Source organism: Tenacibaculum aquimarinum (assembly GCF_022478115.1).
GTDB classification, from domain to species: domain Bacteria; phylum Bacteroidota; class Bacteroidia; order Flavobacteriales; family Flavobacteriaceae; genus Polaribacter; species Polaribacter aquimarinum_A.
On record NZ_JAKGSC010000001.1, the window covers coordinates 666,696 to 689,806 of the forward strand.

Sequence of the window (23,111 nt, forward strand, 5' to 3'; positions counted from 1 at the left end):
AAAATATATTTATATTAGCTGTTAATTTTGTATAAAAACAATTACTTATCTATTTATTTACTTATTAAAATTGGTTTTTAGTTAAGTATTGATAATCAACTAACCATTTAAATACGACGAATTATGAAAAAAAAGTACTTTAAACATTTATTGTTTATGGTTTTTGCTGTTTTGGGAGTAGCAACATTAAGTGCTCAAAAACAAGAAGACATAAACAAAATTAAGAGTAGATATAATCTTGAAAAACTTCAAACTTTAAAAACTTCATTTAAGCAAAAAGCATCTTCAGATAAGCAAAATGCTATACAAATGGCACAACAACGTGGTTGGAAAACTAAATTTACTACAGAAGATGGTCGTATGTTGGAGCTGCAAAGAGTTGTTAATGGAAAACCAATTTATTATACAACTTTTAATGTAGATGCAGCAAAATCTACAAGAACTGATCATTTAAATAACGGAGGTTCACTAGGTTTAAACTTAATGGGACAAAATATGACGGCTCACGTTTGGGACGGAGGTTTGGCAAGAACTTCGCATCAAGAATATGATGGAGCTGGAGGAACTAATCGTTTTTCTATTGGAGATGGTACTACAACACAGAACTATCATTCAGGTCACGTTACAGGAACTATTATTGCATCTGGAGTAGATGCCGATGCAAAAGGAATGGCTCCTTACGCAAGCGCAGTAGGGTATGAATGGAATAATGATACGTCAGAAGCTACTACAGCTGCAGCTAATGGAATGTTAATTTCTAACCATTCTTATGGATATGCTACAAGAAATCAATTTGGACAAGTACAATTACCACAATATTATTTTGGAGGTTATATAGATGTGTCAAGAGATTGGGATGAAATTATGTTTAATGCACCAAACTATTTAATGGTTGTTGCTGCAGGGAATGATGGAAATGATGATACTGCAAATACTAATCCAACAGGCGGATCAGGATTTGATAAATTAACAGGGCATTCAACCTCTAAAAATAATATGGTTGTTGCCAATGCAAATGACGCAAATATTGATGCAAATGGAAACTTAGTATCAGTATCAATTAACAGTTCAAGTAGTGAAGGACCAACAGATGATTTTAGAATTAAACCAGATATTACCGGAAATGGAACTGCGGTATATTCTACTTATGTAAGTAGTAATACAGCATATAGTTCAATTACAGGAACATCAATGGCATCACCAAATGTTGCAGGATCTTTATTATTATTACAACAACATGCAAATAATGTAAATGGTTCATTTATGAAAGCGGCAACTTTAAAAGGATTGGCTTTACATACTGCAGATGACGCGGGAGCTTCTGGTCCAGATGCAGTTTTTGGATGGGGATTAATGAATACTAAAGCAGCTGCAGAAGCTATTTCTAAAAATGGAAATGAAACTCAAATAGAAGAATTAACATTAACATCAGGCCAAACATATACAATTACAGTAGATTCTGATGGTGTAAATCCTTTATTAGCATCAATTTCTTGGACTGATAGAGCAGGTACAGAGAATACAGGAACAGTAAATTCAACAACACCTGTTTTAGTAAACGATTTAGATATAAGAGTTACAAAAGGAGGAACAACAAATTTTCCTTATAAATTAACTGGTGCAACTACAAATGCAAAACAAGATAATAATGTAGATCCTTATGAAAGAGTGGATGTTGCTGGAGCAACAGGAACCTATACAATAACAGTAACTCATAAAGGCTCTTTAACAGGTGGAAGTCAAAACTACTCTTTAGTGGTAACAGGTTTAACAGGAACACCAGTTGTTTGTAATGCAACTGTACCAACAGGAGTAAACGCAACAAACGTTTCTGCAACAGGAGCTACTATTTCTTGGGATGCCCTTCCAGCAGCAACTTACGATGTTCGTTACAGAGTTTCGGGAACATCTACTTGGACAACAAACGCTGTAAATGGATCTTCTACAGTTTTAAGCGGATTGTCTGCTACAACTTCTTATGAAGTTCAAGTACGTAGTAAATGTGATACAGGTAATTCAGCTTATACTAGTTCAGCAAACTTTACAACACCAGAAGTACAACTTAATTACTGTGATTCAAATGGAAATAGTGTTGCAGATGAATATATAAGCAATGTGCAAATAGGTAGTATAAATAATACTTCTGGAGCAGCATCAAGTGGTTATGCTGATTATTCTTCAGTAAGTACAAATTTAACAAAAGGAGCATCTGCTACAATAACTATAACTCCAACTTGGACGGGTACTCTTTATAACGAAGGTTATGGAGTGTTTATAGATTACAATAAAGATGGAGATTTCTCTGATAGTGGAGAAACGGTTTGGACAAAAACAGCATCACAAACAACACCTGTTAGTGGTTCATTTACTGTACCAACAAGTGCTATTACAGGAGCAACAAGAATGCGTGTTGTTATGCAGTATAATGCAGTTCCATCTTCGTGTGGTTCTTATAGTTATGGTGAAACAGAAGATTATACAGTAAATTTAGTTGGAGGAACTTCTGATACAACAGCACCAGTAATTACGCTTAATGGATCTGCAACTATGAATATAGATCAAGGTGATTCATTTACAGATCCAGGAGCAACAGCTTCTGACAATTTAGATGGAGATTTAACAACAAGTATTGTTGTAACAGGAACAGTAAATTCATCTGTTGTAGGAACATATACATTAAATTATAATGTAAGTGATGCGGCTGGAAATACAGCAACACAGGTTTCTAGGACAGTAAATGTAAATGCTGTGGCAGATACTACAGCGCCAATTATTACACTTAATGGTTCTTCAACTATGAATTTAAATGTTGGAGATTCATTTACAGATCCAGGAGCAACAGCAACGGATAATGTTGATGGAGACTTAACATCAAGTATTGTTGTAACAGGAACCGTAAATACTGCATTAGCAGGAACGTACACATTAAATTATAATGTAAGTGATACAGCTGGAAATGCTGCTACTCAAGTTTCACGAACGGTAAATGTAAATGAACCAGTGGCAGATACCACAGCGCCAGTAATTACATTAAATGGTTCTTCAACTATCAATTTAATTGTTGGAGACTCATTTACAGATCCAGGAGCAACAGCAACGGATAATGTTGATGGAGACTTAACATCAAGTATTGTTGTAACAGGAACCGTAAATACTGCATCAGCTGGAATGTACACATTAAATTATAATGTAAGTGATGCAGCTGGAAATGCAGCAACACAAGTTACTAGAACAGTAAATGTTGATGAGCCAGCTGGAGATACAGAAGCACCAACGGTTCCAACAAATTTAGTGGCGTCTAATATTACAGAAACAACAGCTACCTTATCTTGGAATGCTTCTTCAGATAATGTTGGTGTAACAGCTTATGAAGTGTTTAGTAATGGATCAAGTATTGGTACTGTTACTAGTACAGGAGCAAATATTACAGGTTTAACAGCTAATACAAGTTATTCTTATACAGTAAGAGCAAATGATGCAGCTGGAAATAGTTCTGCAAACAGTAATACTGCATCATTTACAACGCCAGGAGGTTCTGGAGGTTCAACTACAGTTTTACACGAAGGTTTCTTTGAAACTGGCTGGGACGGTTGGTCAGATGGAGGATCAGATTGTGCTAGATATTCAGGTTCTCGTTCTTTTGAAGGGAATAGATCTATTCGTTTAAGAGATAATTCTGGTACAGCATCAGCAATGACATCACAATCATTCAACTTAACAAGTTACGATCAAGTTGAGGTTACGTTCTATTTCTATTCTTTTTCAATGGAAAATAATGAAGATTTTTGGTTACGTTTTTATAATGGATCATCATGGACAACAGTAGGTTATTGGGCTAGAGGAACTTCATTTCAGAATAATAACTTCTATTCTGCAACAGTTACTTTAAATAGTACAGATGTTAATTTTGCGAGTAATTCTGCTTTTAGATTCCAAAATGATGCAAGTGGTAATGCAGATCATATTTATATAGATCAAGTTACAATTACAGGGATTGTAGGTAACGGTGGAAACGCTGCAAACTCTATAAATATGATTGCGGGATATTCTAATTTTTCAGATACATCAAGTTCAGATTTTGAAGGAGATACTATGTTATATCCAAATCCTGCAGTTGATATTATTAATATCAACCCTAATTTTGGAGCAATTCAATCAAAGTATAGAATTACTAACTTATTAGGGCAAGTAATTACTTCTGGATCGATTAGAAATAATTCTATAAATGTAAGTGCTCTTAAAACAGGGGTTTACTTATTAGAATTAACTGATGACGAAGAAACATTTACAACCAAGTTTGTGAAAAAGTAATATTAACTTGACACTTTTAATTTTAAACCTCGAGCAGCTGCTCGAGGTTTTTTTATTTCATTTTTTTTAAAGCTATTTACATAAAATTTTGATATGTTTAATATTATTGTATATTTGCTATCACTTTAATAAAATTTTAAGAAATTTTAAGAAATTATTATTAAAACTATTTTTTTATTAAAATTAACCCTTTAATCCCCCAATTATGAGAAAAAAGTACTTTAAAAATGCTTTGTTTTTCTCTCTTGCCCTTATGGGAGCAACTGTAATTAGTGCTCAAAATAAACAAGAGGTAAACAAAATCAAGAGTAGGTATAATCTTGAAAAACTACAAAAACTTGAAAACTCCTTCAAAAAAAAATCATCAACAGTAAAACAAGAAGCAATAGAAATTGCACGTCAAAAAGGTTGGAAAACTAAGTTTACCACACAAGACGGACGTATGTTGGAATTACAAAAAGTAGTAAATGGTAAGCCAATTTATTACACCACATTTAATGTTGCTGCAGCAAAATCTACAAGAACAGACCATTTAAATAATGGAGGTTCATTAGGTTTAAACCTAATGGGTCAAAATATGACAGCTCACGTTTGGGATGGTGGCTTGGCTAGAGCTTCGCATCAAGAATATGATGGAGCTGGAGGAAGTAACCGTTTCTCTATTGGAGATGGAACAACAGCTTTACATTACCATTCTGCTCACGTAACCGGGACAATTATGGCTTCAGGTGTTGTTGCAAATGCAAAAGGTATGGCACCACACGCAAAAGCAGTTGGCTACGATTGGAATAATGACACTTCTGAAGCTACAAGTGCTGCATCTAACGGAATGTTAGTTTCTAATCATTCTTATGGTTTTGCAGCAAGAAACCAACAAGGACAACCACAGCTTCCAGATTATTATTTTGGAGGATATATTACTGATTCTAGAGATTGGGATAACATTATGTTTAATGCACCAAACTATTTAATGGTTGTTGCTGCAGGAAATGATGGAAATGATAATTCTGCAAATGGGGCTCCATTAGCTGGAAATTCTTCTTATGATAAACTATCAGGTCATGCAACTGCAAAAAATGGTTTAGTTGTGGCAAATGCAAATGATGCTAATATTGATGCAAATGGAAACTTAATTTCAGTTACTATCAATAGTTCAAGTAGTGAAGGACCAACAGATGATTATCGTATAAAACCAGATATTACTGGAAACGGTACTTCAGTTTATTCTACCTATGAATCTAGTAATACTGCTTACAACAGTATTACGGGAACCTCAATGGCATCACCAAATGTTGCGGGTTCGTTAATTTTATTACAACAACATGCTAATAATGTAAATGGTTCGTTTATGAAAGCTGCTACTTTAAAAGGATTAGCTCTTCATACTGCAGATGATGCAGGATCAAATGGTCCAGATGCAGTATTTGGTTGGGGTTTAATGAACACTAAAAGAGCAGCAGAAGCAATTACAGAAAATGGAAATGAATCTAAAATTGAAGAATTAACTTTAACAAGTGGTCAATCTTATCAAATTACTGTAGATTCCGATGGAGTTAGTGATTTAATGGCTTCAATTTCTTGGACAGACAGAGCAGGAACAGCTTCAACAGCTACAAATTCTACTTCTTCAGTTTTAGTAAACGATTTAGATATTAGAGTTTCTAAAAGCGGAACAAATTATACACCTTGGAGATTAACAGGGGTTACAACCAATGGTAAAGGAGACAACACTAAAGACCCTTATGAAAGAGTAGATGTTGCTAATGCTTCAGGAACATATACAATAACAGTTACACATAAAGGTTCTTTAACAGGCGGAAGTCAAAATTATTCTTTAATAGTTACTGGTTTATCAGCAACTCCAGTTGTTTGTAATGCTACAACACCTACAAATATTACTATTGACGGATTTGGTTCTTCAACCGCTTCTATTTCTTGGAATGCTGTAACAGGAACTTCTTATGACTTTAGATATCGTCAAACAGGAACTTCTACTTGGACAACATTTGCTGTTGCAGGAACTTCTACTTCTTTATCAGTATTATCACCTCAAACTTCTTATGAAGTACAGGTAAGAAGTAAATGTCCAGATAATACTACATCTTCATATTCTAGTTCTGTGAGTTTTACTACTACAGAAGTTCAACTTAATTACTGTGATTCAAACGGAAATAGTGTTGCAGATGAATATATAAGTAAAGTTGTTCTTGGAAGTATTAATAATACAACAGGAGCTTCATCAAGCGGGTATGCGGATTATTCTTCATTAAGCACTAATTTAACTAAGGGTACTTCTTCAACAATAACAATAACGCCAACCTGGACAGGAACTTTATATAATGAAGGTTATGCTGTATTTATTGACTACAATAAAGATGGAGATTTTTCTGATAGTGGAGAAACTGTTTGGGCAAAAACTGCATCGCAAACTACACCGGTTAGCGGTTCTTTTACAGTGCCAACATCTGCAGTAACCGGTTCTACAAGAATGCGTGTTGTTATGCAATATAATGCAGTTCCATCTGCATGTGGTTCTTATAATTATGGAGAAACAGAAGACTATACCGTAAATTTAGTTGGAGGAACTGCAGATACTATTGCGCCAGTTATAACGCTTAACGGTTCTTCAACAATGAATTTAACAGTTGGAGATTCATTTACAGATCCAGGAGCTACAGCTTCAGATAATTTAGATGGAAATTTAACGTCTAGTATTGTTACAACAGGATCCGTAAATACATCTTCTGCAGGTACATATACTTTAAACTATAATGTAAGTGATGCCGCAGGAAATGCAGCAACTCAAGTTAGTAGAACTGTTAATGTTAATGCAGATACACAAGCACCAACTGCACCAACAAGTTTATCAGCTTCTAATGTAACGCAAACAACTGCTACTTTAACTTGGTCTGCTTCTACAGATAATGTAGGTGTAACAGGATATGAAGTATTTAGTGGAGGTACAAGTATTGGAACAGTAACAGGAACATCTGCAAATATTACCGGTTTAACTGCAGATACATCTTATTCTTATACTGTAAATGCAAAAGATGCAGCAGGAAATACATCAAATTCAAGTAATACAGTAACTTTTACAACCTCAGGAAGTCAAGTTTCTTATTGTGCTTCAAAAGGAAATAGAGTTACCTATGAATGGATTGATAATGTTGAGTTAGGAGGAATGACAAATGCATCTGGAGCAAATGCTGGATATGGAGATTTCACCTCTAAAACAGCAACACTTGTTCAAGGAAGTGGAACTAACGGAATGGTTGTTAGCGCAGGATTTGCAAGTACAACTTACACAGAACATTGGGCAGTTTGGATTGATTTTAATCAAGACGGAACATTTGATGATAATGAAAAAGTTGTTTCTGGATCTTCTTCAAGCGCAGATAATTTATCTGCAAATGTAGCGGTGCCAGCAAATGCAACTTTAGGACAAACAAGAATGCGTGTTTCAATGAAATACAATTCAGCACAAACAGCTTGTGAAACTTTTGCAGACGGAGAAGTAGAAGACTATACGGTAAACATTATATCGTCATCATCGTCATCAACATATTATACAACTTTCTCTGATCCAAAAGGAGATCCTTTAGGAAACGAAGCTTCATTAAAATTGACAGCTTATCCAAATCCAGCAACTAATTATATTCAAGTTAAATACGGAAGAAATAAAGATTTAACTTATCGTATGATTAATACAATTGGTAGGGTTGTTAAAAAAGGAAAAATTACTAGCAGTACTATTGATGTAAGTGACTTACAAAGAGGTATGTACATTATAGAAGTTAATGATGGTCAAAAATCAGTAACATCTAAATTAGTAAAGAAATAAAAAAAGTAATAATTCAAATTTTAAACCTCGAGCATTTGCTCGGGGTTTTTTAGTTACTTTTGGCACATGAATTATGTATCGGTAGAAAATATTGCAAAATCTTATGGGGAAAAAATCTTATTTCAAGATATTTCCTTCGGAATAAATAAAGATCAAAAAATTGCTTTTGTTGCTAAAAACGGAAGCGGAAAAACTTCAATTTTAAACATTATTGCTGGTTTAGATACTTCTGATACTGGGCAAGTTGTAAGTAGAAAAGGAATTCATATTGCGTATTTGGCTCAAAACACAGAATTAGATCCTAATTTAACAATTGAAGAGGTTATTTTTTCTACGGATAATAAAATTCTATCTATTGTAAAACAATATGAAAAAGCGTTATTAAATCCAGATGATGGCGATGCTTACCAAGAAGCATTTGAGTTAATGGAACAATACAATGCTTGGGATTTTGAAACACAATACAAGCAAATTCTATCTAAGTTAAAATTAGACGATTTATCGCTAAAAATTTCAGTTCTTTCTGGAGGACAACGCAAAAGATTATCGTTGGCAATCGTATTAATTAGTAAGCCAGATTTATTAATTCTTGATGAACCAACAAACCACTTAGATTTAGAAATGATTGAGTGGTTAGAAGCGTATTTTGCTAAAGAAAAGATTACATTATTTATGGTAACGCACGATCGTTACTTTTTAGAACGTGTTTGTAATGAGATTATAGAATTAGATCAAGGAAAACTATATAAATACAAAGGAAATTACTCATATTACCTTCAAAATAAAGAAGAACGTTTAGCATTAGAAGCTACTAATTTAAGTAAAGCAAAAAGCTTGTTTAAAAAGGAATTAGATTGGATGCGAAAGCAACCAAAAGCAAGAACAACTAAATCTAAGTCAAGAACAGACGATTTTTATAAAATAAAAGAAAAAGCACATCAACGCAGACAAGACCATCAAGTTCAGTTAGAAATTAACATGGAACGCTTAGGAAGCAAAATTTTAGAACTTCATAAAGTATCTAAAGCCTTTGGCGAAAAGAAAATTTTAGATGGATTTGAGTACGTTTTTAAGCGTGGGGAGCGTATTGGTATTATTGGTAAAAACGGAACTGGTAAATCGTCTTTTTTAAATGTTATTACTCAAAAATCTGAAGTTGATTCAGGTAAAGTAGTTTTAGGAGAAACTGTAAAGTACGGTTATTACACACAAGCCGGAATTGTTGTAAAACCAGGACAAAAAGTTATTGAGGTTGTAAAAGAATTTGGAGAAGAAATTCCGTTAGCAAAAGGAAGAAGAATTTCTGCTTCGCAATTATTAGAACGTTTTCTATTTGATAAGAAAAAACAATATGATTTTGTAGAAAAACTTTCAGGAGGAGAACAAAAGCGTTTGTATTTATGTGCAGTTTTAATTCAAAATCCAAACTTCTTAATTTTAGATGAGCCAACAAACGATTTAGATGTAGTTACTTTAAATGTCTTAGAAAATTTCTTGCTAGATTTTCCAGGAAATCTAATAGTTGTTTCTCACGATAGATATTTTATGGATAAAATTGTTGACGGTTTATTTGTCTTTAGAGGAGAAGGCGTAGTTGAGAATTTTCCTGGAAATTATTCAGATTATAGAGCATATGAAAGCTCTAAGCCAAAGGAGAAGGCAGAAAAAAAGACTGAAAACAAACCTAAAGAAGTTCAGCAAAAATCAGCACCAAAAGGAAAGCTAAGTTTTAATGAAAATAGAGAGTTTGGTTTGTTAGAAAAAGATATAGAAAGCCTTCAAAAAAGAAAAAAAACTATTGAAGAACAATTTCTAAATGTTGAAATATCTCCTGAAGAAATTGCAGAAAAATCGCAAGAATTACAAGAGATAATTTCTTCTTTGGAAACAAAAGAAGAGCGTTGGTTAGAACTTTCTATGAAGTTAGAAGGTTAAACGCTAATAATTTCATTATCCTTTACTAACGGCTTGTTTAAAAAACGAAGAAGTAATTGTGCAACAGCTACAGTATCTCTTTCACAATATTCTACAATTCTGTGTAAGTTTTTTTCCTTGTAATATACTTTAGCTACTTCACTTCCGTCAATATCTTGTTTTGGAGAAGGAATTCCAAGAATTGAAGTCAGTAACTTAAGAGAAGTATAGTGTTTGTAATCACCAAATTTCCAAAGTTCTAAAGTATCTAAATGGGCAATTTCCCAAGGTTTTTTCCCAAAAAGGTTTAGTTTTTCAGGTAATTCTACTCTATTAATTATCATTCTTCTTGCTATGTATGGAAAATCGAATTCTTTACCATTATGAGCACATAAAACTTGATTTTTCTTATTGAAATGACTATCTAATAATCCTTTAAAATTGATTAATATTTCATGCTCATCATCTCCATAAAAAGAAGTAACTCTAAATTGTGTTTTTCCTTTTAAATCAACAAAATAACCAACAGAAATACAGATTATTTTACCAAATTCTGCCCAAATTCCTGCTCTATCATAAAACTCTTCTGGTGTAAACTCTTCCTTACGCTGATATTTAGTTTTAGCAGCATATAATTCTTGCATTTCCATGGAAACATTATTCCATTTTTCTTGTTGAGGTACAGTTTCAATATCTAAAAACAAGATATTCTGTACTTTCTTTTTTTCTAGCATCTTTTTCTTTTTGTATAAAAATACAAAGAAAAAAATAGATTTAGAACTCTTTTAAATACGATGTTTTTTTAAGGTTGCTTAAATATTAAATCAACGTTAACTTAAACTTAAGTTATCTTTATTTAGCTTTTTATCGCTATTTTTGAGTGTTTGAATATAAAAATAATGAAAACAAAAAATATAAAAATTTTACTAGTAGATGACGAGCCAGATATTTTAGAAATTGTAGGTTACAATTTAAAGTCTGAAGGATATCAAATATTTACTGCAAAAAATGGTGTAGAAGCTGTTAAACAAGCCAAAAAAATAATACCACATCTAATCTTATTAGACATAATGATGCCTGAAATGGATGGTATTGAGGCCTGTGAAAAAATAAGAAAAGTTAAAAATTTAGAAAATGTAATTATTTCTTTTTTAACAGCAAGAGGAGAAGATTATTCTCAAGTTGCAGGTTTTGATGCTGGAGCGGATGATTATATTACAAAACCAATAAAACCAAAGGTTTTAGTAAGTAAAGTAAAATCTTTATTACGTAGATTAAAAAAAGAAGAAGAAGCAAGTACAACTACAACTATTGGAGATATTGTTATAAATAGAGAAGAATATGTTGTTTTTAAAGCGGGTAAAAAAATTGTTTTACCACGTAAAGAATTTGAGCTATTCTCTTTATTAACCTCTAAGCCAGGAAAAGTCTTTAAAAGAGAAGTTATTTTAGATAGTGTATGGGGAAATGAAGTTGTTGTTGGAGGAAGAACAATTGATGTACATATTAGAAAACTACGAGAAAAAATTGGAGACGATTTCTTTAAAACGGTAAAAGGAGTTGGCTACAAGTTTGTTTTAGAAGGAGAAGATTTATAATTTAGACTTAATGAAAGTCAAAAAAACCTATCAATACGCTCTTAGATCATCGTTATACTTAACACTTATATCGGTTGCAATAGCCGTAATTTCATATTATTTTTTATTTAAATCTTTAGGAATAATTACAGTTGTAACTTTTGCAATTGTACTGTTTGTAGTTGCATTTTTTGTAATACAATATAGAGCAGAACACTTTATATATCAACGTATTAAAAAGGTTTATGAAGATATTTCGATTTTAGATGTTAACGATTTAAAAAGAGATAATATTACTACCGATGTAGAAGCACTTTCTAGAAGTGTGCAAAATTATGTTGAAGGAAAAACGATAGAAATTAAGAATTTAACAGAAAGAGATTCTTTTAGAAGAGATTTTTTAGGAAATGTTGCTCACGAATTAAAAACGCCACTTTTTACGGTTCAAGGTTATATTTTAACGCTGATTGAAGGAGCTGCAGAAGATAAAGTTATTAGAAAAAAATACCTAGAAAGAGCAAATAAAGGTGTAGAGAGGTTAACTTCAATTGTAAAAGATTTGGACATGATTACCAAATTAGAAACTAATGAGTTAAAAATAAACATAGAACCTTTCAATATTTTAGAATTGGTGCAAAATGTGTTTGATTTGTTTGAAATGAAGGCCAAAAAGCGTAATATTTCTTTACAATTCGATAAAATATATGAGTTTCCTATTTACGTTAAAGGAGATATTGAAAAAATTCAACAAGTACTTATTAATTTAATTGTAAACTCCATTAAATATGGTGTTGTTAAAGGTGTAACAACTGTTGGTATTGAAAGCTATAATGAGAATAAGTTTATTATTAGAGTTTCAGATAACGGAGAAGGAATTGAACAAAAAAACATATCTCGTTTGTTCGAACGTTTTTATAGAGTAGACCAAAGTAGATCAAGAGAACAAGGAGGTTCTGGTTTAGGTTTATCTATTGTAAAACACATTATTGAAGCCCATAATGAAACGATTTTATTAAAAAGTACTTACGGAAAAGGATCAGAGTTTTCTTTTACGCTCGAAAAGGCTAAATAAACTTGATTTCAGCTCAGTTTCTTTGGAATGTAAACCTGAATAACACCCTAATTCTGATATTTTTTTGGCTGTAAAATCTTCTTTTGAACAAAAAGGAGCAAGATTTTTCCCCTTTAAATAAGTTGCTAGATATTCTTGTTCCGATTGATTTTTAGTTGGAATAAAAAACACTTTTTTATTCAAGACAGCTAAATCCATAATAGAAGAATAACCACTTCTACAAATAATAATTTCTGAAGAATTTATTGCTTTTTGAAGTTCATTAGAAAGCATAAAATTATAAGTTGTAATATTATTTACTTCTGAAATTTTTTGAACTTTATCAATTCTTCCTTGAATTAAAACTACTTTCTCTTTATAATTTAAAAATTCATCTTGAAGCTTCTGCTCTAACAAACTTTTATTGGGTTCTGGACCAGAAAGAATTATTAAAATAGGAATTGATGTTTGAAGTTTTTCTTTTTGAAATCTGCTTAGAACCCCAATATATTTTATGTTTTTAAGATTACTTCTAGAAGATAATTTTCCAGATAATAGTTGATTTTTAGTGTCAGGAACCCAACATTCATCAAACTTTTTTATAATATTTTGATGAATTTTACTGGTTAAAAAAGTAGTAATACCCGATAATACATTTACCTGATGTGTAATGTAAACTGAAGGAATTTTATTGCTTTTTACACCAAATCTATTATCAGAAATTATTCCAACAATATCTTTATTTTTATCAACATAAGTATTAATAAGTGCCTGTTCCTTTTGTGCAGCTTTCCATATTTTTGGAGCTTTAAAAATCAAACTCAACTTTAAGTTTTTACCATATTTAATATGATAACTAGGAAGTTCTATACTTTCTAAATTTGGAAATTCTTCTTGTAAAAACCTAAGAGAATTTCCATCAGAAGCTATTATTGGAGTATACTTATTTTTTAAAAGTGAATTAATAATTGGTACGCATCGAGTAGCATGACCTAAACCCCAATTTAAAGGCGCAACAATTATTTTTTTATTCATTTTAAGTTAAATCAAATCCAATATCTTTTCTGAAATTCATCTTATCAAAAGAAATTTTATCGATAGAATTATACGATTTTTCTAATGCTTCTTCAATAGTATTTCCGAAAGAAGTAACAGCCATTACACGACCACCATTTGTTAAAACTGTGTCGTTTTCAAGTTTTGTTCCTGCATGATAAACAATAGAATCTTTTACATTATTAAAACCAGTAATTTCTTTACCTTTCTCGTACCCTTCAGGATAACCGCCAGAAACTAACATAACTGTAGTTGCTGTTTTTGGTGTTACAGAAAACGATTTTGTGTCTAAATTTTGATTAGCAACTCCATCAAACAATTCAAATAAATCCGATTCTATTCTTGGTAATACAACTTCTGTTTCTGGATCACCCATTCTAACGTTGTATTCTACCACAGAAGGATTTCCGTTATCATTCATTAAACCGATAAATATAAATCCACGGTAATCTATTCCGTCTTTTTGTAAGCCTGTAATTGTTGGTTTAACCACTAATTCTTCTACTTTATTTAAAAAAGGATCATCTGCAAAAGGAACAGGAGAAATTGCGCCCATTCCACCCGTATTTAAACCAGCATCACCTTCACCAATTCTTTTATAATCTTTAGCTGAAGGTAAAATTTTATAGTTTTTTCCGTCAGTTAAAACAAAGACAGATAATTCAATTCCTTTTAAAAACTCTTCGATAACAACGGTTGTAGAAGCTTCTCCGAACTTATTATTAGCAACCATTTCTTCTAATTCGGCTTTAGCTTCGTTTAAAGAGTTTAAAATTAACACTCCTTTTCCTGCAGCTAAACCATCTGCTTTTAACACATAAGGAGGTGCTAATGTTTCTAAGAAAGCAAAACCATCTTGTAAATTATCTTTTGTAAAAGACTGGTATTTTGCAGTTGGAACTCCATGCTTTTGCATAAATTTTTTAGAGAAATCCTTAGATCCTTCTAACAATGCTCCGTCTTTTTTAGGGCCAATTACAGGAATGTTTTTCAATTCTGCATCAGCAAGAAAAAAATCATGAACACCTTCTACCAAAGGAGCTTCTGGACCAACAACAACCATTTTAATCTCATTTTTTAAAACAGCTTCTTTTACTGCATTAAAATCTGTTGGATTTATGTTTAAATTGGTTGCAATTTTGTGTGTTCCTGCGTTTCCAGGTGCTACAAAAATTTGATTTACTTTTTTACTTTCAGTAAGTTTTAATGTAAAAGCGTGCTCTCTACCGCCAGAGCCAAGAATTAATATGTTCATTATTATCGTTGTGTTGTTATTGCAAATATATGAAAGTTACCACCAACCCCATTTATTAAAATACTTGATTGCAGAAGAAATATGAAAAAAGAATAAACGTAGGTTTTTAGCAGAGCCAAAATCTGCAATATGTATTATTTTCTCTTTTGGATAATAAAGTTTTTTTGAATTGGTTTCATCTATTTTTTTACAAATATCAACATCTTCTAAATACATAAAATAGCGCTCATCAAAGCCATTAATATTTACAAAATCTACTGTTTTAAACAACATAAAACAACCAGAGATGAAGTCAGGATTAAAAGATTTTGATAAATCGATGTTTTGATATTCTTGATTTCTAACTCTTGATTTAAAAAGGCCTAATCTTCTACTAATTAAATCGATTGGCTTTGGATACTTTCTACAAGAAGTTTGATATTTTCCATCTGGAAAAACAACTTTTGGCGCAATCATCGAAATATTACTTTCAACAGCCAATTTAGTACATAAATTAGGAATAACTGTTTCTGAAAAAGAAACATCTGGATTTAATATTAAATGATGATTAGAAAGGTTTTCTAACTGATTTATAATTGTATTATGCCCAGAACCAAATCCAAGGTTTTTACCGTTAAAAATGTATATTATGTCTTTATGATTAGACAGTTTTTTTAAAATATCGGTAGGAGAATTATCAACTAAAAAAAGCTTTTTTGTTACTGGTGTTTTCAAAAAACAATCAACAGTATGTTGAAGGGTTTTTTCATCGTTTTTGTACAAAACAATCGTTGCAGATATGTCTACTTTTCTTGATTCGATTTTAGTGGAGTTTTAACAAAAATAGTCATAAAAAACAGCATAAACACAACTCCGTAAACCCTAGATAATATGTTTTCAGTAAATAAGGAAAGTGTAATCAGCAATAGAAAGTAGAAATAAACCCAATCTTTTTGTTTTAAACTGATTTTATAATGCCAAAAAAGCATCAACAAAAATAAAAGCAAACACAAAACACCAGCGCTTCCTATCAGAAAAGAGTAATAATTATGAGAATTGTAATGTGTTTTTTCTGCATTATTAAATTTAGAATAACACGTATTTAATATTCTTTCAAAAGTTATAATTCCAACTCCAGCAACCCAGTTTTCATTAATAATTGGAGATCCACAATAATTTAAACCAATCCTTATTTGTGCGGAGGTTGGCCATTTTTTATTAGGTAGTTCAAATTGCTTTGCAGAAGCTACTTCTACTATTTTTTTTTGTAAAGGTTGAATGAAATAAATAGCAGCACTTATTGATAAAACAACTATTAAAAATGCTATTATTTTGTTTTTATAAGTTGTTTTTTTTCTAAAAAACTCGATTGCTAATAACAATAACAAAACCAACAAAATAGCTCTAGATGCCATTGTTAGTATTAAAAAACTAAAAAAGGTAATGAGAAAAAATTGTAAGCTTTTTTTTATGTTTAATTGTTTAAAAAGTAAAATTACAATACTCATAAAAAAGAACAAACCAACATAATGAGGGTGAACACTTAATACAGGAATTTCTTCAGATAAAACAATAAATTTAGTTTCATTTAAAAGTGAAAAGTAACTTGAATAGCCAATAATATAAACACCTAATAAAAGGGAACTAATTACAAATGTTTTAAGAATAGTTATTTGTTGTTTTTTGGTAATTTCTGATCTAGTAATAAACCATATAATAGGAAAAATAAGTAGAGAAATAGAGGGTTCTAAATATTTAAATGTCGAAGAAAAACCATCTTTAAACCCTGAAATTACAATTAGAAACAAAAAAAATGCAATTTGGATACCAAAAAAAGTTATGTTGAAATGAGAATTCTTTCTGTTAGGCTTGTAAACAAAGTAATTAATTATTGAAAATAGCGAAAATATAGCAATTGCAACTGAAACTAAAAAAAATGGAAAGATTGGGAAACAAGCCAGAACAAGCAGGCCAACATATTCCCATTTTATGTTTTTAAGAGATTGCATTAATCAATTAAATACTCTTTTAATAGTTGTTCTACTTTTTCCTCTGAAAAAGTTTTTTTAATATATTCTTTTGCATTAATCCCTATAGAATCTCTTAGGTCTTTGTTTGCTAAGTAGTAGTTTATTTTTTCTGCAAAAGCACTCGGATTATCTTCAACAATTATTTCGTTATTAGTAACGTTTATAAGGCCTTCAGCCCCTAAAGTTGTAGTAACAACGCACTTTTTTAAATACATAGATTGCAGAATTTTATTTTGAATACCTGCACCAGAAACCATTGGAGCAACTATTATTTTAGATTCTTTAATTTCCCTTTCTATATCTTCTACATAACCTGTTACATTTATATTATTATGTACAGATAAGTTTTTAATTTGTTCTGTTGGTTGTACACCAACAACTTCAAATTTTATTGTTGGATTTTTCTTTACAACATGAGGTAAAATCTTATTAATAAAATAAAATACAGCTGTTTGGTTAGGCTCATAATCCATTTTTCCAATAAAACAGATTTTATGTTTCTCAGGTATAGTATAATTGTTTTTAACTATATCTGGAAAAATACAGTTTGGAACTACTTTTATACTCTTTTTAGAGTTTTCTGATAAAATATATTCCTTATCAACATTAGAAATAATAATAGATTTATCAAATTCATTTAAGATTTTTTCTTCGTACCTTTTTAATCGATTTTTATCAATATAATAAAGTAATTTCCATAAACCAAAATTCTTTTTTTGATACGCTTTTTCATAATTCATAGAAATAGCATCAACAAAATCTACAATTTTAATAGTATTAGAGTGCTTTTGTACATACTTAGTCGTTCTTATAGTATGGCAAAAAACGTATGGATATTTTTTAATATTTCTATCTATCCATTTTTGTACTTTTCTACTATAAAAATAATTTGTTTGTAATGGATCTGAAGTAAAAAGACCTCTTAAAGTGTTTAAATAATATTGGCTCTTTTTAAATGTATACCAATGTAAATCTTTGGTGTATTTACTTAACTCTTTTATGGTTGAATTTTCAACAGGACCATCAGTAAGAAACAAAAGATCTATGTCAAAATGTTTTGATAAAATACGTAAGTTTTGATACATACGTATTTGACCACCGCTTAACAATGGATAAGGTGCTCTAAAAAATATTAGTAGTAATTTATTTTTTCCCAATGAGTTCTTTGTCTCTTATTAAATTATTGGAGTTAATAATAGCTAGTAAAATCCATGGAATTGGATTGCTAATTTGACCTTGAACCAAAATTAGCATTACAAAAATAAGCCATTGTAAACCTCTTTTAATGTTATTTCCAGTATTTTGAAAGATACTTAAAAAAACAAATATAAAACCCGAAATTGAAAAAACACCTATATCTCCAACAAGATTTGCAAAATAGGTTTGTGCTTTCATAGGAGTATTATATAAGTAGGCGGTTTTAAACGTCCAATGTTTAGAAATAATATCTGGAAATTGATTTGCTATAACTTTAAAATTATGCTGAAACTCTCCAATTCCCCAACCAAACGGAGCAAATTCTATTGAAGTAAAACCAAAGTAATTAATTATAAAACGTGTACTACCGCTTTCTTCAGCAAATAATAATTTTTTAAATCCGTCTTCTCTGTAAAAATAGTTGGTTATATTATTAAATACTTGAGAAACTCGGCTATCAATAAAAAACAATGCAATTATTAATACTAAAAAAATTGAAGTAAAGATTATTATTTTCTGTTGAGAAATTTTTTTCAACATTTCAAACGGCTTATTTCCTAAGTAAAAAAAGAAAATATAAATAAACACGTATAAAAAAACTAAAGCCGATTTGGAGAAAATAATAACGATTAGTAACGCAATCTTATACCATTTTACCGATTTACTTTTGTGCTGAAATAAATCAAACAAAACAAGTAACAAAACTGCAGGAAACGCAAAATAACTTGGCTCGGGAGCTAATAAAGAGAAACCTCTTATTGCATCTCCATCAATCCAACCTGGTCGAGAAATAAATAAAGAATAAAACCACTTTATAAAATCATAAAACCACGGAATTTTAAAAAATATAACGAAAGCTAAAACAATAAAAAGTAAAGAAATATATTTTACCTTTTTTAGTGAAAGTAGGTGTATTTTGTTTTTAAATGAAAAATAAATAATTGGCCCAACTAAATAGGTAAAGAAAGCTATTAAACCTGTTTGATATAATATAAATTGAATTGTAAAATATACGGTAAGAATAACTAGATGTAAAACTAAAAATTGATCTAAAAAAGTAAGCTTTATTTTGTTAAAGAAAACTAGCACTAATCCTAAAAAAAATAAGATAAATGGTTGAGTTTCTACATCAATAGGTAGTTTTTTTAAATAAATAAAAAAGCATAATACAAAGATTGTATTAAGAATAACTTTTTCGTTTATGTAATATTTTAAATGTTTTTTCAAATCAATAAATTTCTTTTATAAAAAGAATATATGCAAAGTACGTTTAAAAAAACATAACTAACAGCTACTGTTATTGAAGCTCCTAAAACGCCATATTTTGGAATTAATACAAAGCATAAAATAAGATTTAAGACCGCTGATACAATGTAAATATTTCTAAACATTTTTTGTTTGTCAGTAACCATTAAAAATAACCCAAAGATTGCAGTAATTCCATATAAGAATTGCCCAACCAACATAATTATTAACTCTAATGTAAAATTTGCGGAAAGATTAAAAATACTTAGAAAAAAGGATGGAAAAAATAAGACTGCAATAAAAATAGGAAGTGTTGCAAAGAATATCATTTTTAAAGAAGACATAAATAATTTACGAAGCTCATAGGTTTTTTTAGACCAAAATAATTCAGCAATTTTAGGTCCAATAATAGCGAAGGCAATGGTAAAGACTAAAGAAGCAGTAATACTTATCTTATAAATAATAGTAAAGTTACCAACAGATTTTATATCGTAATAATATTTTAAAAAAAAGAGGCTTGCTTCCGAGAGAGAAAAGGAACTTAAACCCATAATCATTAATGGGGTTGCAGTTTTTAATAAAGTGTTTTTAGAAACACCACTTGTGCTCTTAGGTGTTTTTTTTGCAATTTTTACTGCATGAAAAACAGAAGGTAATAATGTTATTATTGTAGCGGCAAAAACACTAAATAGAATTAAATTAAAGCCATTTTCAAATAAAGAACTAGCAAAAGTAATTCCAATTAAAACCATTAATGGAAAAGTTATATTTCTAAGACTTTCTGAAATAATAATTTTTTTGTTCCCTCTTATATATTCTATGTTAAAGAACATAAAAACATATAAAAAAATCAATAATAGTATTGTAAAAGGATTATAAGCGTCAAAGTTTAATGGTTTACTAATAAAAGGGAATAAAAAATAAAACAAAATTCCTGTAATTATAAGCAGTACAAATATTATAGATATACTTTTAGTATACAATCCTTTTTTATTTGATGAAAAGCGATGTAATAATGGTATTATGGCAAAATTTAAACCGCCAGTACATAAAATTGTTGCTAAAAAAAGCGAAATAAGAATAATATTGTAAAAACCTACAGAAGCTACGCCTATTTTATTAGAGATGTAATAGATTAAAAAATAATTTAATAGTATACCAATTGCTTTGGTTATAAAACTTGCAAAACTACCCGATAAAACTTCTTTAAAGCTATCGTTTTTTATAAGGTTTTTTAAAAAACCCATTTATAAAGCTATATTTTTTAAAAGTGGAAGTATTTTGTCTTTTTCAGAAAGAATAATTTCATTTTCATTTAACATCCAATCTATTTTTAAGTCAGAATCGTTGTAAATAATACCACCTTCAGAAGAACTATCATAATAATTGTCGCACTTATAAGTAAAAATTGTATTGTCTTCTAAAACTGCATATCCATGTGCAAAACCACGGGGAACAAATAATTGTTTTTTGTTTTCTTCTGATAAAATTATCGAAAAAAACTTCCCATAAGTTTTAGATTTGGGCCTAACATCTACTGCAACATCTACTACTTTTCCTTTAATAACTCTAACTAATTTTGCTTGTGCAGCAGCTCCTTTTTGAAAATGTAAACCCCTTAAAACACCTCTGTTAGAGAACGCTTCATTATCTTGAACAAAGTTTATTAACAAACCTGTTTTTTCTTCAAAAACCTGTTGATTAAAACTTTCAAAAAAGTAACCTCTATCATCACCAAAAATTTTTGGATCAATAACAAAACAATCTTGTAAATGAGTTTTTGTAACCATCATTAAATTTCTAATAAATGTTTACCATAACCACTTTTTAGCAATGGTTTCGCTAGCTTGTGTAATTGGTCTTTAGATATAAAACCACTTTTATAAGCGGCTTCTTCAATAGATCCAACTTTTAATCCTTGACGCTCTTCTATAACTTGTACAAATTGCGAAGCTTGATTTAAAGAAGCAAATGTACCAGTATCTAACCAAGCGGTTCCTCTATCTAAAATTGAAACACTAAGTTTTCCGTTTTTTAGATATTCTTTGTTTATGTCGGTAATTTCTAATTCGCCTCTTTTACTAGGTTTAATGTTTTTGGCAATATTTACAACATTATTATCATAGAAATATATTCCAGGAACAGCGTAATTAGACTTAGGTTCTTCTGGTTTTTCTTCAATTGATATAGCTTTTCCATCAACATCAAATTCAACTACACCATATCTTTCAGGATCTTGAACATGGTATGCATAAATGATTCCGCCATCAGGATTATTATTTGCCTTTAGCAAATTAGCCAAACCAGTTCCATAAAAAATATTATCACCTAAAATTAAAGCAACTTTATCCTTTCCAATAAATTCTTTACCAATTAAAAAAGCTTCCGCTAAACCGTTTGGGTGTTCTTGAACTGCATATTGAAAATTGCAGCCTAGACTTTTACCATCTCCTAATAACTTTTGAAATAACGGTAAATCTTGCGATGTAGAAATAATTAATATTTCATTAATTCCTGCTGAAATTAATGTAGAAATAGGGTAATAAATCATTGGTTTATCATACACAGGCATCAATTGTTTACTTACCGCTAAAGTTAGTGGGTGTAAACGTGTTCCTGAACCTCCTGCAAGTACAATTCCTTTCATTATTTATAATTATTTAAATACCATTTAATGGTTTTTAGAATACCTGTTTCAAAATTTTCTTCTGCTTTCCAATTCAATTTATTTTCAATTTTAGAAGCATCTATAGCGTATCTAAAATCGTGTCCTGGTCGATCTGAAACAAAACTAATTTGTTCTTTATACGATTTTTCTTTAGGTTGAATTTTATCTAATAATTCGCAAATTGTGTTTGCAATATACAAATTGTTACGCTCGTTTTTCCCACCAATATTATAGGTTTCACCTGACTTCCCCTTTTTGTAAACTAAACTAATTCCCTTACAATGGTCTAAAACGTATAACCAATCTCTAATGTTTTTTCCATCTCCATAAATAGGAATGTTTTCTCCAGTAATGGCTTTTCTAATAATAGTAGGAATTAATTTTTCATCATGTTGTTTTGGTCCGTAATTGTTAGAACAATTTGTAGTAACAACATCCATTCCGTACGTATGAAAATAGCTTCGAACTAAAAAATCTGAAGAAGCTTTTGAAGCGCTATATGGACTGTTTGGTGCATACGGAGTTTCTTCTGTGAACAAACCTGTTTCTCCTAAGGTTCCATAAACTTCATCCGTAGAAATATGATGAAATCTAGAATTTAAAAATTCATTTTTATATTTACCTGGGGATTTCATCCAGTGGTTTCTTGCAATATCTAGAAGGTTAAATGTACCAAAAACGTTGGTTTGTATAAAAGCATCTGGATTTTTAATAGAATTATCTACATGAGATTCTGCTGCAAAATGAATAACACCAATAAAGTTGTATTTATTAAAAAGAGATTGAATAAAATCTCTATCGCAAATATCCCCTTTTTCAAAAGTGTATCTAGGATTTTTTTCAATTTCAGTAAGGTTTTCTAGATTACCAGCATAGGTAAGAAGGTCAACATTTACAATGTGAACATCTGTATTCTGTTCAATAAAATAAGGAATAAAATTACTTCCAATAAAACCTGCGCCTCCTGTAACTAAAATTGTTTGCATT

At 30.3% G+C, this 23,111-nt stretch carries 16 protein-coding genes; 5 read left to right on the forward strand and 11 right to left on the reverse strand.

Annotated elements, in window-relative coordinates; all coding sequences use genetic code 11:
- The first annotated feature begins 123 nt into the window (after positions 1-123).
- The 3 genes from L1S33_RS03215 (at position 124) to L1S33_RS03225 (ending at position 10,087) form a co-directional block, all read left to right on the forward strand.
- A complete protein-coding gene (locus tag L1S33_RS03215; RefSeq protein ID WP_240561208.1) occupies positions 124-4,311 on the forward strand; it encodes an immunoglobulin-like domain-containing protein in 4,188 nt (1,395 codons plus the stop codon).
- 205 nt (positions 4,312-4,516) lie between these two features.
- On the forward strand, positions 4,517-8,152 hold the full coding sequence (locus tag L1S33_RS03220) for a GEVED domain-containing protein (protein WP_240561209.1): 3,636 nt from the start codon (positions 4,517-4,519) through the stop codon (positions 8,150-8,152).
- A gap of 66 nt (positions 8,153-8,218) precedes the next feature.
- Entirely contained in the window at positions 8,219-10,087 is a 1,869-nt protein-coding gene (locus tag L1S33_RS03225) for an ABC-F family ATP-binding cassette domain-containing protein (protein WP_072556370.1), read from the forward strand.
- Here the strand turns inward: L1S33_RS03225 and L1S33_RS03230 are convergent.
- The gene (locus L1S33_RS03230; protein WP_240561210.1) at positions 10,084-10,800 is read right to left on the reverse strand and encodes a 3'-5' exonuclease; all 717 of its coding nucleotides are present in this window, start codon (positions 10,798-10,800) and stop codon (positions 10,084-10,086) included. The two genes, L1S33_RS03225 and L1S33_RS03230, sit on opposite strands and share 4 nt — an antisense overlap.
- A 165-nt stretch (positions 10,801-10,965) precedes the next feature.
- Between L1S33_RS03230 and L1S33_RS03235 the strand changes: the two genes are divergently transcribed.
- Together L1S33_RS03235 and L1S33_RS03240 are read left to right on the forward strand one after the other, a co-directional pair.
- Entirely contained in the window at positions 10,966-11,664 is a 699-nt protein-coding gene (locus L1S33_RS03235) for a response regulator transcription factor (RefSeq protein ID WP_240551001.1), read from the forward strand.
- A gap of 10 nt (positions 11,665-11,674) precedes the next feature.
- Entirely contained in the window at positions 11,675-12,715 is a 1,041-nt protein-coding gene (locus tag L1S33_RS03240) for a sensor histidine kinase (RefSeq protein WP_240561211.1), read from the forward strand.
- On the opposite strand, the gene L1S33_RS03245 is transcribed toward L1S33_RS03240, so the two are convergent.
- From L1S33_RS03245 to rfbB, 10 genes are all read right to left on the reverse strand, one after another.
- A complete protein-coding gene (locus L1S33_RS03245; protein WP_240561212.1) occupies positions 12,680-13,729 on the reverse strand; it encodes a glycosyltransferase in 1,050 nt (349 codons plus the stop codon). The genes L1S33_RS03240 and L1S33_RS03245 overlap by 36 nt on opposite strands.
- 1 nt (position 13,730) lies before the next feature.
- Complete coding sequence (purD, locus tag L1S33_RS03250) at positions 13,731-15,005, reverse strand: phosphoribosylamine--glycine ligase (RefSeq protein WP_240561213.1); 1,275 nt, start codon at positions 15,003-15,005, stop codon at positions 13,731-13,733.
- A 36-nt stretch (positions 15,006-15,041) separates the two neighbouring features.
- The gene (locus L1S33_RS03255; protein WP_368389513.1) at positions 15,042-15,767 is read right to left on the reverse strand and encodes a glycosyltransferase; all 726 of its coding nucleotides are present in this window, start codon (positions 15,765-15,767) and stop codon (positions 15,042-15,044) included.
- Positions 15,768-15,787: 20 nt separating this feature from the next.
- Positions 15,788-16,792 carry an O-antigen ligase family protein gene (locus L1S33_RS03260; protein WP_240561215.1) on the reverse strand — a complete coding sequence of 335 codons (1,005 nt, stop codon included), beginning with the start codon at positions 16,790-16,792 and terminating at the stop codon, positions 15,788-15,790.
- Between the two features lie 200 nt (positions 16,793-16,992).
- Complete coding sequence (locus L1S33_RS03265) at positions 16,993-18,171, reverse strand: glycosyltransferase family 4 protein (protein WP_240561216.1); 1,179 nt, start codon at positions 18,169-18,171, stop codon at positions 16,993-16,995.
- Positions 18,158-19,438 (reverse strand): hypothetical protein, encoded by a 1,281-nt coding sequence (locus L1S33_RS03270; RefSeq protein WP_240561217.1) that lies wholly within the window; start codon positions 19,436-19,438, stop codon positions 18,158-18,160. The genes L1S33_RS03265 and L1S33_RS03270 overlap by 14 nt, the downstream gene beginning before the upstream one ends.
- A complete protein-coding gene (locus L1S33_RS03275) occupies positions 19,435-20,703 on the reverse strand; it encodes an MATE family efflux transporter (RefSeq protein WP_240561218.1) in 1,269 nt (422 codons plus the stop codon). Before L1S33_RS03275 ends, L1S33_RS03270 begins: the two co-directional genes overlap by 4 nt.
- Positions 20,704-21,249: a dTDP-4-dehydrorhamnose 3,5-epimerase gene (gene rfbC / locus L1S33_RS03280; protein ID WP_240561219.1), complete on the reverse strand. Its 546-nt coding sequence runs from the start codon at positions 21,247-21,249 to the stop codon at positions 20,704-20,706. It abuts the gene before it with no gap.
- The gene (rfbA, locus tag L1S33_RS03285; protein WP_240561220.1) at positions 21,249-22,103 is read right to left on the reverse strand and encodes a glucose-1-phosphate thymidylyltransferase RfbA; all 855 of its coding nucleotides are present in this window, start codon (positions 22,101-22,103) and stop codon (positions 21,249-21,251) included. Before rfbA ends, rfbC begins: the two co-directional genes overlap by 1 nt.
- Positions 22,103-23,110, reverse strand: a complete 1,008-nt coding sequence (gene rfbB / locus L1S33_RS03290) for a dTDP-glucose 4,6-dehydratase (protein ID WP_240561221.1) — start codon at positions 23,108-23,110, stop codon at positions 22,103-22,105. The genes rfbA and rfbB overlap by 1 nt, the downstream gene beginning before the upstream one ends.
- Between the last annotated feature and the right edge of the window lies 1 nt (position 23,111).

Excerpts from the sequence above, each read along its gene's own strand:
- L1S33_RS03215 (WP_240561208.1), top strand. The coding sequence starts at position 124 with ATGAAAAAAAAGTACTTTAAACATTTATTGTTTATGGTTTTTGCTGTT.
- L1S33_RS03220 (WP_240561209.1), top strand. The coding sequence starts at position 4,517 with ATGAGAAAAAAGTACTTTAAAAATGCTTTGTTTTTCTCTCTTGCCCTT.
- L1S33_RS03225 (WP_072556370.1), top strand. The coding sequence starts at position 8,219 with ATGAATTATGTATCGGTAGAAAATATTGCAAAATCTTATGGGGAAAAA.
- L1S33_RS03230 (WP_240561210.1), bottom strand. The coding sequence starts at position 10,800 with ATGCTAGAAAAAAAGAAAGTACAGAATATCTTGTTTTTAGATATTGAA.
- L1S33_RS03235 (WP_240551001.1), top strand. The coding sequence starts at position 10,966 with ATGAAAACAAAAAATATAAAAATTTTACTAGTAGATGACGAGCCAGAT.
- L1S33_RS03240 (WP_240561211.1), top strand. The coding sequence starts at position 11,675 with ATGAAAGTCAAAAAAACCTATCAATACGCTCTTAGATCATCGTTATAC.
- L1S33_RS03245 (WP_240561212.1), bottom strand. The coding sequence starts at position 13,729 with ATGAATAAAAAAATAATTGTTGCGCCTTTAAATTGGGGTTTAGGTCAT.
- purD (WP_240561213.1), bottom strand. The coding sequence starts at position 15,005 with ATGAACATATTAATTCTTGGCTCTGGCGGTAGAGAGCACGCTTTTACA.
- L1S33_RS03275 (WP_240561218.1), bottom strand. The coding sequence starts at position 20,703 with ATGGGTTTTTTAAAAAACCTTATAAAAAACGATAGCTTTAAAGAAGTT.
- rfbC (WP_240561219.1), bottom strand. The coding sequence starts at position 21,249 with ATGATGGTTACAAAAACTCATTTACAAGATTGTTTTGTTATTGATCCA.
- rfbA (WP_240561220.1), bottom strand. The coding sequence starts at position 22,103 with ATGAAAGGAATTGTACTTGCAGGAGGTTCAGGAACACGTTTACACCCA.
- rfbB (WP_240561221.1), bottom strand. The coding sequence starts at position 23,110 with ATGCAAACAATTTTAGTTACAGGAGGCGCAGGTTTTATTGGAAGTAAT.